15 protein-coding genes and 1 tRNA gene are annotated in these 16,896 nt (G+C 36.9%); 7 read left to right on the top strand and 9 right to left on the bottom strand.

Going from position 1 to position 16,896, the window contains the following annotated elements; genetic code table 11:
* Positions 1-50 precede the first annotated feature (50 nt).
* Both K9M53_RS00555 and K9M53_RS00550 read left to right on the top strand, forming a co-directional pair.
* Positions 51-647 carry a MarC family protein gene (locus K9M53_RS00555; protein WP_224016980.1) on the top strand — a complete coding sequence of 199 codons (597 nt, stop codon included), beginning with the start codon at positions 51-53 and terminating at the stop codon, positions 645-647.
* Positions 647-718 (top strand) — tRNA-Arg (locus tag K9M53_RS00550). Before K9M53_RS00555 ends, K9M53_RS00550 begins: the two co-directional genes overlap by 1 nt.
* 6 nt (positions 719-724) lie before the next feature.
* Here the strand turns inward: K9M53_RS00550 and K9M53_RS00545 are convergent.
* Both K9M53_RS00545 and K9M53_RS00540 read right to left on the bottom strand, forming a co-directional pair.
* Positions 725-937: a CsbD family protein gene (locus K9M53_RS00545; RefSeq protein ID WP_224016978.1), complete on the bottom strand. Its 213-nt coding sequence runs from the start codon at positions 935-937 to the stop codon at positions 725-727.
* Between the two features lie 23 nt (positions 938-960).
* On the bottom strand, positions 961-1,224 hold the full coding sequence (locus K9M53_RS00540) for a hypothetical protein (protein WP_224016976.1): 264 nt from the start codon (positions 1,222-1,224) through the stop codon (positions 961-963).
* Positions 1,225-1,479: 255 nt separating this feature from the next.
* On the opposite strand from K9M53_RS00540, the gene K9M53_RS00535 reads away from it, so the two are divergent.
* A complete protein-coding gene (locus K9M53_RS00535; RefSeq protein ID WP_224016974.1) occupies positions 1,480-1,854 on the top strand; it encodes a response regulator transcription factor in 375 nt (124 codons plus the stop codon).
* A gap of 2 nt (positions 1,855-1,856) precedes the next feature.
* Here K9M53_RS00535 and K9M53_RS00530 read toward each other — a convergent pair whose 3' ends face one another.
* From K9M53_RS00530 to K9M53_RS00500, 7 genes are all read right to left on the bottom strand, one after another.
* A complete protein-coding gene (locus tag K9M53_RS00530) occupies positions 1,857-3,632 on the bottom strand; it encodes an AMP-dependent synthetase/ligase (RefSeq protein ID WP_224016972.1) in 1,776 nt (591 codons plus the stop codon).
* A 145-nt stretch (positions 3,633-3,777) separates the two neighbouring features.
* Complete coding sequence (locus K9M53_RS00525) at positions 3,778-4,782, bottom strand: tetratricopeptide repeat protein (RefSeq protein WP_224016970.1); 1,005 nt, start codon at positions 4,780-4,782, stop codon at positions 3,778-3,780.
* Between the two features lie 126 nt (positions 4,783-4,908).
* Complete coding sequence (locus K9M53_RS00520) at positions 4,909-6,138, bottom strand: DUF1015 domain-containing protein (RefSeq protein ID WP_224016968.1); 1,230 nt, start codon at positions 6,136-6,138, stop codon at positions 4,909-4,911.
* A gap of 50 nt (positions 6,139-6,188) precedes the next feature.
* Positions 6,189-7,283, bottom strand: a complete 1,095-nt coding sequence (gene serC / locus K9M53_RS00515; RefSeq protein ID WP_224016966.1) for a 3-phosphoserine/phosphohydroxythreonine transaminase — start codon at positions 7,281-7,283, stop codon at positions 6,189-6,191.
* Positions 7,284-7,351: 68 nt separating this feature from the next.
* Complete coding sequence (locus K9M53_RS00510; RefSeq protein ID WP_224016964.1) at positions 7,352-7,930, bottom strand: leucine-rich repeat domain-containing protein; 579 nt, start codon at positions 7,928-7,930, stop codon at positions 7,352-7,354.
* A 21-nt stretch (positions 7,931-7,951) separates the two neighbouring features.
* Positions 7,952-8,929, bottom strand: a complete 978-nt coding sequence (locus K9M53_RS00505; protein WP_224016962.1) for a zinc dependent phospholipase C family protein — start codon at positions 8,927-8,929, stop codon at positions 7,952-7,954.
* Positions 8,930-8,958: 29 nt separating this feature from the next.
* On the bottom strand, positions 8,959-9,591 hold the full coding sequence (locus tag K9M53_RS00500; RefSeq protein ID WP_224016960.1) for a DUF502 domain-containing protein: 633 nt from the start codon (positions 9,589-9,591) through the stop codon (positions 8,959-8,961).
* A 196-nt stretch (positions 9,592-9,787) separates the two neighbouring features.
* Here K9M53_RS00500 and K9M53_RS00495 point away from each other — a divergent pair, with 196 nt between their 5' ends.
* From K9M53_RS00495 to K9M53_RS00480, 4 genes are all read left to right on the top strand, one after another.
* Positions 9,788-10,411, top strand: a complete 624-nt coding sequence (locus K9M53_RS00495; protein ID WP_224016958.1) for a TetR/AcrR family transcriptional regulator — start codon at positions 9,788-9,790, stop codon at positions 10,409-10,411.
* Positions 10,412-10,416: 5 nt separating this feature from the next.
* Positions 10,417-11,820 carry a TolC family protein gene (locus tag K9M53_RS00490; protein WP_224016956.1) on the top strand — a complete coding sequence of 468 codons (1,404 nt, stop codon included), beginning with the start codon at positions 10,417-10,419 and terminating at the stop codon, positions 11,818-11,820.
* A 37-nt stretch (positions 11,821-11,857) separates the two neighbouring features.
* The gene (locus tag K9M53_RS00485; protein ID WP_224016954.1) at positions 11,858-13,036 is read left to right on the top strand and encodes an efflux RND transporter periplasmic adaptor subunit; all 1,179 of its coding nucleotides are present in this window, start codon (positions 11,858-11,860) and stop codon (positions 13,034-13,036) included.
* A 113-nt stretch (positions 13,037-13,149) separates the two neighbouring features.
* The gene (locus K9M53_RS00480; protein ID WP_224016953.1) at positions 13,150-16,854 is read left to right on the top strand and encodes an efflux RND transporter permease subunit; all 3,705 of its coding nucleotides are present in this window, start codon (positions 13,150-13,152) and stop codon (positions 16,852-16,854) included.
* The last annotated feature ends 42 nt before the right edge of the window (positions 16,855-16,896 follow it).

Raw genomic sequence — 16,896 nt, 5'->3', positions numbered from 1 at the left:
AATTGTGGAAGAGGAATAGAGAATGATGAAAATTTCTTTAATCTTTAACTATGCTCAACTTCGGACATATTTCCTTCCAGGAAGTTCTAACGATCTCCTTTACATTATTTGCTGTAATTGATATGTTAGGTTCTATTCCTGTATTGATTGCCATGAAAGAAAAACTCGGCGGACCTATCCACGCTACACAGGCTACCGTTGTATCCGGCATATTGATGATCATCTTTTTATTTTTTGGTGAGCAGTTTTTAAATCTCCTGGGATTGGATATTAAATCATTTGCCGTAGCCGGGAGCATCGTGATTTTTATTTTAGGGTTGGAAATGATATTGGGAATAGAATTTTTTAAACCGGAAAAAGACCCGAGGGCCAGCGGAAGTGTGGTGCCTATTGCTTTTCCCATCATAGCGGGCTCAGGCACATTAACTACTATCATGAGTTTAAAAGCAGGTTATTACGATATTAATATTCTTATTGCTATTCTTATAAACTGCGTTGTTATCTATGTTGTGCTAAAATCATTAAAGTTGTTGGAAATAGTTTTAGGCCCCAACGGATTATTAGTTATCAGAAAGTTTTTCGGTGTAATTTTGCTCGCCATCGCTGTAAAAATATTTAGCGCTAATGTGCATGGATTGATCAAATAGGCCCCGTAGTACAATGGATAGTATAAGAGTTTCCGAAGCTCCAGATCCAGGTTCGATTCCTGGCGAGGCCACAACCGTCAAGATGCTTTCCCTTCATTCCCGGCAACACTTTCAATCCATTTTTTAGTTTCATCTATCGATTTCTTAATCTTTTTTCCCACCCTTCCTAAAAGTTCATTTTCTTTTCCCGGTTCATATTTCAAATCTTCATCACTAAGTTCGCTATCCGCTTCTTTAAGCTTTTCTTTTACTTCTTCCCAAGGTCTTTCCAGCTTTAAATTGTAAGTCATAGTTCAATATTTTAAGTTAACTATTAATACGGAGTTGATCGCGGGGGCGGATTACCCGGTGATGTGCTGGGTGCTGTGCTTGGCGTATTGGGCGTTACCGGCGCATTAGGATTTGTATTGTTGGGCATAGTATTAGCCCCGGGAGTTAAGCCGCCGGGCGGTTGAGTTCTGTTGTTGAGCGATGGTATAGTATCCGCAATTTTTAAAGTATCGCTATTCTTTACCTGTCCAAAACTTACAGTCGAAATCAGGATCATCACTACTGCAATTAATAAGAATCTCTTCATAAAATAGTTATTTAGATATCTTATAAATAAATATTTATGCCAGATAATTCAGTCGGTGTTTAAATGGTATTGAGAAGAAACTTCTACATAACAGAGAAAATATATACTCTTAATATCCCTTTAACCACCTTTTCAAAGGCTGATTTGTAGTAAATCTATTACAAGCTTGTAGTCATTTACAACAACACCTTCATATTAAATACTACTTTTTTTAAGTGTGTAACATATTTTCTTTGTTGTATAAAATTCAATGCCATGACAACAAACAAAATCAATCTTGTACTGCTTATCGATAATCAATCCACCGTAAGCAATCATCTTATCTCAATGATAGAAGCCGACAATGCTCAGGTTGTATTGCAGGCAAATGATTATATAGAAGCCATGCACATAATGGAAAATTATAAGCCCGATTTTATTTTGATAGATGTAAGCCTGAACGGGCAGTTAAAAAGCAATATTTTAAAAGAGATGTGCAATGAGCGGAAAGATGCAAAGGCTATTTTAATAACCAATCTTTCCAATAAAAAGTATATTGATTTTTGCGAAACGATGGGAGTAAACTACTTTTTAGATTATCCCGATTTTGGAGTAGTTCCGGGTATTGTGTATGATTCTCAACTCAATTAATATCAGCCATAGATCTTTTCTATCTCATCTTTGAATTTTTCAAGGATCACTTTACGCTTTAATTTAAGAGTAGGCGTTAATTCTCCGGTTTCGATTGTCCATTCAACAGGTAACAACACAAACTTTTTAATTTGTTCTACATGATTGAAAGCCTGGTTGTCCTCGTTTATCAGCTTACTAAATAATTCTAACACTTTAGGATCATGAACGATCTCGCTATCATTCAATGAAGACAATCCGTTTTGCTTTATCCATTCTTTTAAGTGCGTAAAAGATGGAACAATTAACGCAGCAGTAAACTTTCTTTCTGCGCCTATTACCATTGCCTGTTCTATCAATGGATTTTCTTTCAAACGGTTTTCAATAGGTTGCGGCGCTACATATTTACCACCGCTTGTTTTAAATAATTCTTTTTTTCGATCGGTTATTTTTAAAAATCCTTCGCTATCCAATTCACCAATATCACCGGTATGCAGCCAGTCGTTTATGATTGTTTCTGCAGTCAGATCAGGACGCTTGTAATAACCCATCATCACACTAGGTCCTTTTACACAGATCTCGCCATCTGCTTCCAGCTTAAGTTCTTGCCCATTAATGCAGGGTCCAACAGTTCCAAACTTTGCATCGTCTTTTCTATTTACACATATAACCGGGCTATTCTCCGTGGGGCCATATCCTTCATAAATAGGAATTTTTGCTGCGGTAAATAAACGTATCAACCGTACCTGGCAGGCAGCACCTCCGGTAACAATCAATTCCACTTTATTACCTAATGCTTCTCTCCATTTGCTAAATACCAATTTATTGGCAATGGCTAATTGAAGATCATACAATACGCCACCGCTTTTTCTATTGTTATATTTATCTGCCAATGCTATCGACCAATAAAATAATTTCTTTTTAATGCCTTTGAGCTCAGCTCCTTTTGCCATTATCTTTTCAAATACTTTTTCCAATAATCTTGGTACGGTACAAAATAGCGTAGGATTTACTTCTTTCAGATCATCTCCAATAGTATCCATACTCTGCGCATAATAAATGCTGATGCCACTTACAATATAGATGTAAGAAACCATGCGTTCGAAAATATGATTAAGCGGTAGAAAGCTTAATGCTTTTCCATTGGGAGAATCTGCAAAAGGAAAACTTTCTTTTGAATTAAATACATTGCTTACAACATTATAGTGGCTTAGCATTACTCCTTTAGGAGTGCCTGTTGTGCCTGATGTATAAATTATAGTAGCGCAATGCTGTGGAAGGATCGTTGCTTTAATGGCATCCAATTGCTGATCGTTTTGGTTAGCCAGTAACAGGTCTTTCCAATATAAAGCGCCTTGCAGCTTGTCAAAGCTATATATTGCTTTTAGCGAATTCACATTATGTTGAATGCTGTTTACTTTATGTAAAATATCTTCTCCGCTAATGAAAATATATTTTACGGCAGCATCATTAAAAATAAACTCCAGTTCGTTGGGATTGGTGGTTGGATAGACGGGGCAAAGTATAACACCAATTTGTTGGCAAGCCAGGTCTAAAAATATCCATTCAGGTCGGTTCTTGCTTATTAACGCGATCTTATCCTGCTGATCTACCTGCATGTTATTGCCACTTAACCCCAATTGCAATAGGCCTGCGCTTAACGCATCTACTATTGCCTTAACCTCCGAAGTGCTATATGGTTTCCATTCGCCTTCTTCTTTACTTACCAGCATATCATTTTTAGGAAATTTATCCAGCTGGTATTGCAGCAGATCGAATAATCTTTTGTGGTCAATCATAATGGCAAGTTTGTAGTGAATAGTGAATGGTCAATAGTGAAATCCTGCTATACCATTCTAATACCTTTATTCTTATCAAAAGCAATTTTTTACATGCTGTCTTCGATAAGCACCGATTATAAAAGCGTTTAAAATATTATGCTCTCTATTTATAGTACTGTCCTTTGGGTATTTTAAATATCCTGCCCCGTTGAAAATAATTAAACTCATTGTATTCGGCAGTGTGAGCGATCGTCCAGTTTTGATACGCCGAAAGGTTTTGTGCTGTACCAAATATCCATTGATTATATGCATCAAACATGCCGGTTTGTAACAACTGCTTTTGCAGATCAAACAACCGAAACGGGTATTTGGTTGCATCGTTTTGATACCAATCCAGTATAAATCGTGTACGTATCATCGTTAGCGTTTCAGGAGTAATGCCATTTGCTGCTAAATCGGATTGTTTATTTAATGCTTCTAAAAAAACAGCAGTAAACTTACTGTTGTCTTTTTTATTTAATAAAGAGCTTATGTTGGTAAATACCAGCTTGTAACTTTCCAACAAAATATTTTTTATTTCCGGTGTTTTACTGCTGGCAGGGTCCATGTTTAAAAAAATCTCGCCACACAAAATCGCCCATACATTATCGCCGGATAAATAATAATTGCGACAGGCATTGTAATAATTTTTTGAATACGATGGGTCTGCATTAATTCCGTTCTCCCATTGGGTAGTGGCGCCGGAATAATCCTGCCTGTTCCACAAGAGTTCGCCATAATCATTATAAAGTCCGCCACTGGAAGGGAATTTTTTTACTGCTTTTTTATATAGCTTTTCACATTCATCTGCTCTGCCTAAAGCCTGGTATACGCTTCCTGCAATCTGGTAACATTGATCGTCTGCATCTTCTCTTTCTAATGTAGGTGTAATAGTTTCCAGCGCTTTGTTATTATTGCTTTGAAATAAATAACTCAATGCAAGGTCTTTGGTTACTTCAAGATCATTAGGGCTAAGTGTATGCGCTTTGTTCAATATTAATGCAGCATTAGAGTAATCGCCCTGCGACATAAATTTTCTGGCATTTTCATGCAATTGACCCACGTTTTCCTGCGTAAAGCCTGCAGTGGTGATCATCACTACTAAAACAACGGAGATAAATTTTTTCATTGTATAGTAAAGATAAAAAAGTTTAATGGTTTACTTGTTTATTGACTTATTAGTAAAGATATCGTTAACATAAAAAATAAAGCCTCTATTAATAGAGGCTTTATTTTTAAAATCTATTTATAATTTCTAATTGATCAAATGTGTTAGCAGCCCGTCTCTCAACTTTGGTTCAAACCAGGTTGATTTGGGTGGCATAACGTTTCCACTATCTGCAATATCAAATAATTGCTGAATGGTTACCGGGTGTAAACTGAAGGCAATCGCCATTTCTCCGCTTTTTACTCTTTTTTCCAACTCACCTAAGCCACGTATACCTCCAACAAAATCGATGCGTTTATCTGTACGCTGATCTTTAATTCCCAGCAAAGGATCTAATATATTATTTTGCAAGATGGTTACATCCAATACACCAATAGGATCATTTGTATAAGTACCTTCTTTTGAAATTAGCTTATACCAATGATTACCAAGGTACATTCCAAACTCGTGTAGATTAGCGGGTGAAACTGATTTATTTACTTTTTCAACAGTAAATTTTTCAGATAATTTCTCTAATAATTCTTCGGCGCTTAATCCATTCAGATCTTTCACTACCCGATTATAATCAAGTATCGCCAGCTGATCAGAAGGAAAAAGAGTGGTTAAAAAAATATCGGCGCCATTATGTGCATTTTCACCTAAAGCCTTGCGCACTTTTGCAGCAGAAGCTGCACGGTGATGGCCATCTGCAATATAAGTAGCAGGAACTTTGGTTTTAAACAAAGTTGATATTTGCTTGATCACCTTATCATCATTCACGATCCAGATGCTGTGTTGAATTTCATCATCAGCTATAAAATCGTATACAGGCGCTTTTTCAGTCTTCCATTTATTAATAACCTCATCTACTTCAGCAACATTTTTATATGCTAAAAAAACATTGCCGGTTTGTGCGCCGGTAGTAATAATATGATTGATCCTGTCCTGTTCTTTTTCAGGCCGGGTGAACTCATGTTTTTTAATGAGGTCTTTTTCGTAATCATTTACACTGCTACCACATACTAATCCTGTTTGGCTTCTGCCATTCATTATTAATTGATAGATGTAATAGCAATCTTTATTTTCCCTGAATAAAATATCGCGGTTGATAAAGGCAGTAAGATTTTCTTTTGCTTTTTCATACACAGGTAAAGAGTGCATATCGGTATCTTCGGGAAGGTCGATCTCACTTTTAGTGATATGCAAAAAGCTTTGCGGATTACCCTGAGCCTCAATTTTAGCTTCCTTACTATTCAAAACATCGTAAGGGCGAGATGCCACTTTTTTTGCGAACTGCGCTTGTGGCCTAAGCGCTTTAAATGGTGTAATAGAGATCATCGTTTGGTTCTAAGCAGTGTTTTCAAACCGCAAATGTATTGCTTTTGTTTTTATCCGTGTTTTAAAGCAAATTCTTTCATTAAAGAAACTAAAAATTCTACGCTTTCAAGCGGCAATGCATTGTACAAAGATGCCCTGAAACCGCCAACAGAACGATGTCCTTTGATACCGATAATACCATTCTCTTTAGCGTATGCTAAAAATTTTTCTTCCAAGGTTGCATCCTGCATTACAAAACACACGTTCATTTTGCTTCTGTCTTCTTTGGCAGTAGTTCCTTTAAATAAAGGGTTGACATCTATTTCGTTATAAAGTAATGCTGCTTTTGCGTTGTTGATTTTTTCGATGGCAGCTACACCCCCGATTTTCTTTAACCAACGCAATGTAAGCATGCTGACATATATCGCAAATACAGCCGGCGTATTAAACATGCTTCCTTCTTTAATATGCACCCTGTAATCCATCATGGTTGGAATAGCACGATTTACTTTTCCCAGCTTGTTTTTATTTACCACTACTAAATTCACCCCTGCACAACCCATATTTTTTTGCGCTCCGGCGTATATAATGTCAAAGGCATTAAAATCCAATACACGACTTAATATATCGCTGCTCATATCAGCCACTAATGGCACACTTGTTTTAGGAATATTTTGCCATTGTGTACCGTAAATGGTATTGTTGGTGGTTATATGTAGATAGGTAGCATCGTTAGGTACGGCAAAATCTTTTGGAATAAAAGTATAGTTGCTTTCTTTAGAGCTGCAAACCACTTCTATCTTGCCAAATAACTTTGCTTCTTTAATGGCTTTATTTGCCCAAACACCGGTATCGGTATAGGCAGCAGTGTCTTTTTCGTTTAGCAAGTTCATTGGCACCTGCATAAACTGTGTGCTGGCGCCACCATGCAAAAAAAGAACTTCATGATCAGCATCCAATTGCATCAATTCTTTTACCAATGACTGCGCTTCGTCCATCACCGCCTGGAAAGTGGAAGTACGATGCCCTAATTCAAGGATAGATAATCCTGTATTATTAAAGTTCAATACTGCCTGTGCGGCTTGTTCAAAAACTTCTTTAGGTAAAATAGAAGGTCCTGCATTGAAATTATGCACCTGTTTTACCAATTGGTCCGTTGCATTCATTGTAAAAAAATTAAGAGGCCAAAGATACTAAAAAGGTATAAGGTTAAGGACGATAAGATGAGTGATGGTTAATTAAAATGAACTTTACAGTTGGGCAACGCTTTCCGGATTCTATTAATTTCCTGGGCATCTAAATTATTACCTGTTAACCCAAGAACTCTTAAGTGAGTTAGTTCACTAATATTATCAGGCAATTTTGACAAGTTACAACCATACAACAAGAGCTGGTCAAGACTTTTTAGAGATATTAAATTATCAATGTCAGATAAGTATGTGTCTGTAAGATCTAAAAATCTTAAATTTTTTAAGTTTGAGATCTCTTTTGGTAATTTTTTGAATGCTCCTAATGTTAATCTTAATGTATCCAGGTTTGTAAGGTTGCCGATAGACGCAGGAATTTCTGCTATCATCCAACAATTTGAACCTCCGTAATCACAGTCTTCCCCATGTACTATTAAGGTTTTTAAATTTTTTATTTGAAAAACACTATCGGGAATTTTATTGCTTTGTAAAAGCCTGGTTGAAGTTATGTAAACAGAATCTTTGTTTAAGGATTGGAATGTCTTTATTGATTTAGTATGTGTTGAACAAGACAAACACCATAAATAAATTACAGTTAATAGTGGCTGAGAAAAAAGTATTTTCATTACATAAGATTAATGTCGCAATTACTCTTCTCTTCCGATCATCTTACTTCCCGATTGCCATTGTGTATTTAACTCTTCGAATTCTTTGGCATCTTCAGCAGAAAATTTTTGATCTACCAACCCTTTTAGGTCTGGTTGCCCGGCGTTAACCCAGGCTGTGTACCAGAAGGAAGCTACCGCAAAAATTGCCTGGCGCATTCTTCTTTCCACCATACCATTCAAGCGTTCATTAAAGGCAATTGTAAACGCTGTGGAATATTGACGGATCACCTGCCCGTTTCTTTCTTCAAAAGAATATTTTTTATCGGGACCAAATTCTTTGGTGAGTTGTCGTTCGATTGATAAAACGGAATCTGCTTCCTGACCGCTTTCCAATACTCTTGCCCAGATAAAATCATTCGGGTCTTTTATATAAGCAGCTTTACCAATAAAAAAATCAAATTGTTTATCTGCTAATAATTCCGGTACTCGGCTTTCCCAAAATGCATGGATACCTTTTTGATTGGTGAGTTGTCCGTCATGATTTTCACTTGCGTGTAACGGCACATGTGCATCGGCAATGTAATGGCCGATCTCTGCGCTGTATTTCATTATCTTGCTAAAATCCTTATCCTTAAAGGCTTTGGTAAGCTTACCCAGCATTTGCGGCACATACCATGGAACAATTCCATAAGCCTGCAAGGTATCTTCTCCAAACTTTGCAACAGCATCTTTCCATTTGCGTGGCACTTCCGTCCATGGATATTTTCCGTAATGATCAATGTCTATATAATGGCGGGGCGCTTCATTTTTTACAGCGTACCTTCTTTTATCTGGATCCACCGCATGCTCCGTTATAAAATTTATGTTTGGCTTGTACAAAACCAACATCTCCGGAGGCAATAAAAAAACAGCATAGTAATTTATTTTCTGGTGCCCAAAAAAGCCCCAGCAATAAGATTGCAGGCTAAAGCTTAACAGCAATACAATGATAGCAAGTCGTTGCAAATATTTTCTCATCTTAAACATTAAGTGAATTTACTGCATTTTTATATTTCTTTGTGATGATGATAATCATCGATGGAGGTAACACCACCGCTCACCGCAAACTTCATGGTTTGTGTAGCGCTGATATTTGTAATAGGGCGAATCCTGCTTTTAGGAATGATATACACGTTTCCCGCTACCGAATAAGCCATTGGTACATAAACAGACACATAATCCTTTAATCCAAACTCTTCCATATCATCTTGTGTAATAAATCCAACACGCCAAACATCGTTATCATCCACATTTGCCAATACGTTTTTAGTAAATTTCTTTTTTTCGCCCGCAAATGCTTCAAAGAAATCTTTTAGTGTTGAATATATAAATTTTATTCCGGGGGTTCTTTGTAAAAGCTGGTCAAATGCAGAAACAACCTTATTAAAGATGAAAGAAGAAGAAATGTATCCAACAAAAAAGACAATGGCGATAATTATTAAAAAGCCAAGTCCCGGAATATGGTTAATATGCCCATCGCCCGGCTTTCTTGAAAAAACAGCATCCACCAAATTGGGTAAAATGCCGTCAATAAAATTAAAAGCAGTAGTAATTGCCCAAAAAGTAATGGAAATGGGCGCCAATATCAACAATCCCTGCAAAAAATACTGAAACAGCTTTTTGTAATCGAATCCTTTCATAATAAAAGATTTAGTTACCAAAGTTAACGATTGCGGGCTATGCTTTTTTCTAAAATGCAAAGAGCAGTAAATTATTTACCTCGCTGTTTCGTCTTTACCTATTAACCCTTAAGCAGATTAATTTTTGATGAACGGTAAAAAAAGACAGTCGGAAACTTTGGCTACACAAAAAGTTTCCTTAGTTTTGCGCCCGATTATGATAGCGACAGATACAGTTGAAAGAATAAGAACACAGGCGAATGACCTGTTTATGCAATACGGCTTTAGAAGCGTAAGCATGGATGATATTGCCACCAAATTAGGCATGAGCAAAAAAACCATTTACCAGTTTTATGCCGATAAAGATGAACTGATCGATGCTGTGGTGGAACAGGTTTTGCTACAAAACAAGGAATGCTGTGTTAGCGATGTAAAAACGGCCGACAACGCAGTACACGAAATTTTCCTGGCAATTGACATGGTAGTGGAAATGTTCAGCAAAATGAATCCTTCTTTGCTGTTCGATATGCAAAAGTATCACCCTAATGCTTTTGCCAAATTTCAAAAGCACAAAAACGATTTTGTGTACAACGTTGTAAAGGAAAATATTGTCAGGGGGATAAAAGAAGAGCTGTTTAGAGCAGATATTAATATTGAATTGATAGCACGATTTAGAGTAGAAACCATGATGCTGCCTTTTAATCCTGAGTTTCAGAGCAAAGTGAGATTGAATATGATCGGCATACACGAAGGGTTAATGATACAGTATTTATTCGGCCTTGCTTCACCTAAAGGACACAAGTTAATTTTAAAATACCAACAGGAAAGAAATAAAAAATAATCAAGATGAGAAGAAAGCTTTTACTAAACCTAACTACATTATTTACGCTGATAATAACGGCAACTACCGTTACCGCACAAACGAAAAATGAATTTTCGGTAAAGCAAGCCGTCGACTATGGGTTGAAAAATTCTATACAGGTTAAAAATGCATTGCTGGATATTAAAAACCAACAACAAGTTAATCGTGAGGTAACTTCGGCTGCCTTTCCTCAAATAAGTGCAAGCGCAGGGCTTACTCATTATTATGATATTCCCGTGCAACCTATTCCGGATTTTATCAGCCCTCAGTTCTATAATATCCTGACAAAAAATGGTGTGCAAAATGGAAATGGACAACCCATTACAGATCCTAATCATGGAGTATATCCGGATCTAGCATTTTCTTTTACGCTCCCCTGGACCTCTAATATAGGAGTAACCTTGAACCAGATATTATTTGATGGGCAAGTTTTTGTAGGATTACAGGCAAAGAATACCGTATTAAATTCTTTCAAAAAACAAGCTGAAGTAACGCAAGAGCAGATCAAAGCCAATGTTTACAAAGTTTATTACCAGTTGGTAGTTGCCAAAAAGCAGCAGGCAAGTATACAGGCAAATATTGATAATATTTCTAAACAGCTTAACGACACAAAAGAAATTTATAAGAATGGCTTCGCGGAAAAATTAGATGTAGATAAAATAACCGTTCAGCTAAATAATCTTCAAACTCAAAAAGAGAAAATAGAAAACCAGGTATCGGCAGGCAATGCAGCTCTAAAAATGCTTATCGGGATGCCACAAAAAGAAGAATTAATTCTTACAGATACATTAAATGAGGACGAGCTAAAACAAAACATTTTAGATGAATCCTATAATTATGAAGATAGAAAAGAATTTCAACTTTTAAGTATAACCACTAAAATGAGTCAGTATAATGTTAAACGCTACCAGTTAAGCAAGATACCTACATTATCCGGAGTGGCGAGCTATGGAAAAAATGCATTTGGAACCGACTTTGATTTTTATAAAGGAACCTGGTACACCAGCTCATATGTTGGAGTAAACCTTAAAATTCCAATCTTCACAGGTTTTAATACTAATTCAAAAATTCAAGAGGCTAAAATTGCAGTTGAAAAATCAAAAAACAGTCTGGAGCAACTAAAGCAATCAATTGATAACGATGTGGTGCAATCAAGAGAAAATATGAAAACAGCGTTAGCTACTATTGACAATCAAAAACAAAATATTCAATTAGCGGAAAGTGTATTCAAGAGTACTCAATTAAAATATGCACAAGGATTGGGCAGCAACCAGGAAATGTACGATGCACAAACTCAATTAGAAATAGCACAAAACAATTATTACAGCTCGTTATACGATGCCATTGTTGCCAAAATAAGCTATTTACAAGCGGTAGGTAAACTTTAATAAATAATCAACAATTAAACCAATAAACAAACTGGATATGAAACAATATTTAATAATAGGAACAACAGCAGTAATCGTTCTTCTTTCTTCATGCGGAGGAAAGAAAGACAACAACGGCGGATTGAGTGAGAAAAAAGCTCAACTGGAGAAATTAAAAGAACAGGTAAAAACTTTACAGGCAGAAGTAGACAAGTTGGATACAAGTGCTGCCAATGCACAAAAAGCAAAACTGGTAGCAGTGCAAACTATCCAGCTATCAGACTTTACACACTACATAAAATTACAAGGTAAGATAGATGCCGAAAACATCAGTTACATAGCTCCTTCCGGAGCGCCGGGTTTAGTAAAAGCAGTTTATGTAAAACAAGGCGATCATGTTAGAAAAGGACAAGCCCTTTTAAAATTAGATGATGCAGTTATGAAACAAGCTTACGTAACTGCCCAGCAAAATGTAGAAAATGCAAAAACACAATTGGCGTATTTGCAAAATATTTATCAACGCCAGCAAAACTTATGGAATCAAAATATTGGAACGGAAGTGCAGGTAATAAGCGCAAAAAATAATGCAGCAACTGCAGAAAACCAACTGAAAACAGCCCAGGAATCTGCAAAGCAGGCATTAGCCCAATTAAATACAACGAATGTAAATAGTGATGTGGATGGCATAGCTGATATCGTGAATATAAGAGTTGGTGAAACATTCCAGGGAATGACGCAACAAGGCCCTCAAATTGAAATTGTAAATAATTCTAACCTAAAAGCAAAAGGCGTTATTCCTGAAAATTATTTAAGCAGCGTAAGCAAAGGAGCTGCAGTAATTGTAACAGTACCTGATGTAAACAAAACTATTAATACTACTTTAAGTTTTGTTAGTGCTTCTATTGATCCTTTAACTCGTGGCTTTAATGTTGAGGCTAAATTACCAACCGAGACTTTATTAAAGCCTAACCAAGTTGTTGAAATGAAGATCAAAGATTATGCTGCCAACAATAGCATTGTTGTGCCGGTAGCTACGCTGCAAAACGACCTTACCGGTAAATATATCATGGTAGCTGTAAAAGAAGGTGGCAAATTGATTGCCCACAAACGTACAGTTACTATTGGATCGATCAATGATGATCAACTGGAAATAAAAGAAGGATTGAAAGCAGGAGATGTTTTGATCACTGATGGCTTCCAGGGATTGTACGATGGACAGGTTATCACAACACAATAGTTCTTAGGCGGGAGACGTGAATACCACGTCTTTGTTTTTGCCATTCATGATTGACGAAAGAAAATAAATACTAATTCCTTATTCCCTTTTAGGGTTAGGGACAAACTAATTGTATGAGTGCATTAGAAAATTTTACAAACAAGTTCAAGCAATTTAAACCCACCACGTGGAGTATTAAAAACAAAACATCTATTTATTTAATAATGTTGTTTGTTACTCTTTGGGGTGTAATGCAATTTGTTACGTTACCAAAAGAGCAGTTTCCGGATATTGTAATTCCTACTATTTATGTGCAAACAATTTATGTAGGTAACTCGCCGAAAGATATCGAGAACCTTGTTACCAAGCCGATCGAGAAACAGATCAAGGGTATTACCGGTGCCAAGATCAATAAAGTAACGAGCACATCGCAACAGGACTATTCTGCTATAACGGTAGAATTTAGTACAGATGTGAAAACAGATATTGCGCTGCAAAAAGTAAAAGATGCGATCGACAAATCGAAGAAAGATCTGCCGACCGATCTAACACAGGAACCCACCGCATTGGAAGTTAGCTTTAGCGATCAGCCCATCATGTATGTGAACGTGTATGGCGATTATGACCTGGTAAGATTGAAAAAATATGCCGATGATCTAAAAGATCAGCTGGAAGAATTACCACAAATTACAAGAGTGGATCTGGTAGGTGCACCTGAACGTGAGTTTCAAATTAATGTAGATAATTATCGTATGCAGGCTGCCAATGTTACGTTTGACGATATTTCAAGAGCTGTGCAATACGAAAACCTGGATGTAAGCGGCGGCTTATTGAATGTTGGCAATATGAAGCGTAACCTGCAACTAAAAGGTCAGCTTAAAACATCGGAAGATATTTCCCAGATATTGGTACGCAATACCAGTGGCGCTCCTGTGTATTTAAAAGATATTGCTACTATTAAAGACACAACTAAAGAACGTGAAAGTTATGCCCGTTTAAATGGTAAAAATGTAATTACCTTAAACATTATTAAGCGTGCAGGAGAAAATTTAATTGAAACAAGCGATAATGTAAAGCAGGCTGTAAATGAATTAAAAGCAAAAGAATTTCCTAAAGACCTGGGTGTAGTTGTTACCGGTGATCAAAGCAAACAAACTAAAACATCTTTTAACGACCTGGTAAACTCTATTGTGATCGGGTTTGTGTTGGTATTAATTATCCTGATGTTCTTTATGGGTGTTACCAATGCGTTCTTCGTAGCATTAAGTGTTCCGTTAAGTATGTTTGTGGCGTTCATCTTTTTACCTGCTGCAGATCTTATTGTTGGTACGCATGTTACGCTCAACTTCATTGTGTTATTTGCGTTGCTGTTTGGATTAGGAATTATCGTGGATGATGCTATTGTGGTAATTGAAAATACGCATCGCATTTTTACGGAAAGTAAAGGAAAGATCGATGCTCCAACAAGTGCCAAGATGGCCGCCGGCGAAGTGTTCATTCCGGTATTAGCAGGAACGTTAACCACATTGGCTCCGTTTGTACCATTATTATTCTGGCCGGGCATTATTGGTAAGTTCATGATCTACCTGCCTACCATGCTGATCTTTACATTAACAGCATCGTTAATTGTTGCGTTCATAATGAACCCTGTGTTTGCGGTTGATTTCATGAATCATCCTGAAGGCGAAGAAAAAGAAAAGAAAACAGCGATCTTCAAAAAACCGGTCTTCTGGGCATTGATCGTTGTTGGTATTATACTGGATCTTGTGGGTATAAACATGAACAGTGCTGTACAAGGCATTACAACAGGTACAGATATTGTAAAACCGGGAGGTAGTGCGTTGTTCTTTGGAAATTTATTGATCTTCTTTGCATTGCTGATCTTATTAAATCGCTTTGTATTGGATGGTTTAATTCATCGTTTCCAAAACAAAGTATTGCCTTGGATAATGAGTCATTACGAAAACTTATTGCGCTGGGCTCTAACGGGATGGCGTCCTGTAAAATTATTATTGGGCACCATAGCATTATTAATATTTACTTTCATTTTCTTCGGCGCAAGAAAAGTTCCCGTGGTATTCTTCCCGCAAGGCGATCCTAATTACATTTACGTTTACTTAAAATTACCTGTTGGTACTTCGGTGGAATACACTGATTCACTAACAAGAGTATTGGAGGAAAAAGTAAATAAAGTATTGGGCACTGAAAATGGAAAAACAAATCCTGCGGTGGAAAGTATCATTGCCAACGTAGCAGTTGGTGCAAACGATCCAACAAGCGGCGATAGAAGCACCCGTAGTGAATTAGGTCGCATACAGATTTCCTTTGTTGAATTTGAAAAACGCAATGGTGTATCTACTAAAAAATATTTAGATGATATCCGGAGCTCTTTAAAAGGAATACCAGGCGCACAGATTTCTGTTGACCAGGAAAAAGGCGGGCCGCCTACAGATCCACCAATCAATGTGGAAGTAGTAAGTGATGATTTTAATGATCTGACCAAAACAGCAGTCACACTTAAAAACTATTTGGATTCTATTAATATTCCCGGAGTAGAAGAATTAAAAATGGATGTGGATCTGACCAATCCTGAAATAACATTAACCGTTGATCGTGAAAGAGCTTTGGCGGCAGGTGTATCCAGCGGCCAGATCGGCGATGCATTGCGTACTGCTTTGTTTGGTAAAGAAGCATCAAAGATCAAAGAAGGAGAAGATGAATATAAAATCCAGATTCGCAATAATGAACAGCAGCGCAATGATCTTACCGCCTTATTGAATATGGATATCATGTTCCGCGATATGGCAAGCGGTGGCGCTATCAAGCGTGTTCCTATCAGCAGCGTAGTAAAGTTTGATCTAACGAGCACATTGGGAAGTGTTAAAAGAAAAAATGAAAAAAGAACCATCTCTCTTATTTCAAATGTATTGACAGGTTACACACCAACGGCGGTGAATGCAGATATTGCAAAAGCAATTGATGAATTTAAAAAGAAACCGGATGATGTAATGCTTCGTCAAACAGGCGAGGGTGCACAACAAGCAGAAACAGCGGCTTTCCTTGGTAAAGCATTATTGATCGCATTAGGATCTATCTTAGTTATTCTCGTTTTGCAATTTAACTCTGTAAGTAAGCCTATCATAATTTTAACCGAGATCATATTTAGCGTTATTGGTGTATTACTTGGTTTTGCAATTACAGGAATGGAAGTATCAATATTAATGACAGGTATGGGAATTGTTGGATTAGCGGGTATTGTGGTAAAGAATGGTATCCTGGTAATTGAGTTTGCCGATGAATTGCGGGGAAGAGGTTTAAAAACAAGAGAAGCGGTGATACAGGCAGGTAAAACGCGTATCATTCCTGTATTGTTAACGGCACTGGCTGCGATATTAGCATTAATACCACTAGCCATTGGTTTTAATATAAATTTCGTAACTATGTTCTCCGAATTAAACCCGCATATTTATTTCGGAGGTGATAACAATGTGTTCTGGAAGCCATTGAGTTGGACGATCATCTTTGGTTTGGCCTTTGCTTTCTTTATGACATTGGTTATCGTACCATCAATGTATTTAATTGGAGAAAGATTGAAACGCCCGATGAGAAGAATGTTTGGCGGCAAATGGATATCATTTAGCTTCCTTTTATTCCCCGGTTTAGGTTTCGGTAATGCGTTAGCCGGAGGTAATATGCTGTTAACACTTTTATTGGTCTTAGGTTTTCCGATACTGATGATCATTACCTGGATTAAACACAAATCAGAAGTAACCAGGAGAAAAAGAAAATTAATTAACGATAAAAATTCCAGTCAAGCATGGAATGAAAGTTGGTTTTAGGTTGAAATATACAGTTTGGTTGCTGTATAATATCTACGCTCC

Origin of the sequence: Ferruginibacter albus (assembly GCF_020042285.1) — a bacterium.
Lineage (GTDB): Bacteria > Bacteroidota > Bacteroidia > Chitinophagales > Chitinophagaceae > Ferruginibacter > Ferruginibacter albus.
The sequence above is the reverse complement of the archived record's forward strand: the minus strand, read 5'-3'. Positions and strand labels throughout refer to the sequence as shown.

What these genes read in the sequence shown, in the direction of transcription:
- K9M53_RS00520 (WP_224016968.1), bottom strand. Translation starts at nt 6,138, where the DNA reads ATGATCTCTATTACACCATTTAAAGCGCTTAGGCCACAAGCGCAGTTC.
- K9M53_RS00480 (WP_224016953.1), top strand. Translation starts at nt 13,150, where the DNA reads ATGAGTGCATTAGAAAATTTTACAAACAAGTTCAAGCAATTTAAACCC.
- K9M53_RS00500 (WP_224016960.1), bottom strand. Translation starts at nt 9,591, where the DNA reads ATGAAAGGATTCGATTACAAAAAGCTGTTTCAGTATTTTTTGCAGGGA.
- serC (WP_224016966.1), bottom strand. Translation starts at nt 7,283, where the DNA reads ATGAATGCAACGGACCAATTGGTAAAACAGGTGCATAATTTCAATGCA.
- K9M53_RS00490 (WP_224016956.1), top strand. Translation starts at nt 10,417, where the DNA reads ATGAGAAGAAAGCTTTTACTAAACCTAACTACATTATTTACGCTGATA.
- K9M53_RS00505 (WP_224016962.1), bottom strand. Translation starts at nt 8,929, where the DNA reads ATGAGAAAATATTTGCAACGACTTGCTATCATTGTATTGCTGTTAAGC.
- K9M53_RS00555 (WP_224016980.1), top strand. Translation starts at nt 51, where the DNA reads ATGCTCAACTTCGGACATATTTCCTTCCAGGAAGTTCTAACGATCTCC.
- K9M53_RS00510 (WP_224016964.1), bottom strand. Translation starts at nt 7,930, where the DNA reads ATGAAAATACTTTTTTCTCAGCCACTATTAACTGTAATTTATTTATGG.
- K9M53_RS00545 (WP_224016978.1), bottom strand. Translation starts at nt 937, where the DNA reads ATGACTTACAATTTAAAGCTGGAAAGACCTTGGGAAGAAGTAAAAGAA.
- K9M53_RS00535 (WP_224016974.1), top strand. Translation starts at nt 1,480, where the DNA reads ATGACAACAAACAAAATCAATCTTGTACTGCTTATCGATAATCAATCC.
- K9M53_RS00525 (WP_224016970.1), bottom strand. Translation starts at nt 4,782, where the DNA reads ATGAAAAAATTTATCTCCGTTGTTTTAGTAGTGATGATCACCACTGCA.
- K9M53_RS00495 (WP_224016958.1), top strand. Translation starts at nt 9,788, where the DNA reads ATGATAGCGACAGATACAGTTGAAAGAATAAGAACACAGGCGAATGAC.
- K9M53_RS00540 (WP_224016976.1), bottom strand. Translation starts at nt 1,224, where the DNA reads ATGAAGAGATTCTTATTAATTGCAGTAGTGATGATCCTGATTTCGACT.
- K9M53_RS00485 (WP_224016954.1), top strand. Translation starts at nt 11,858, where the DNA reads ATGAAACAATATTTAATAATAGGAACAACAGCAGTAATCGTTCTTCTT.
- K9M53_RS00530 (WP_224016972.1), bottom strand. Translation starts at nt 3,632, where the DNA reads ATGATTGACCACAAAAGATTATTCGATCTGCTGCAATACCAGCTGGAT.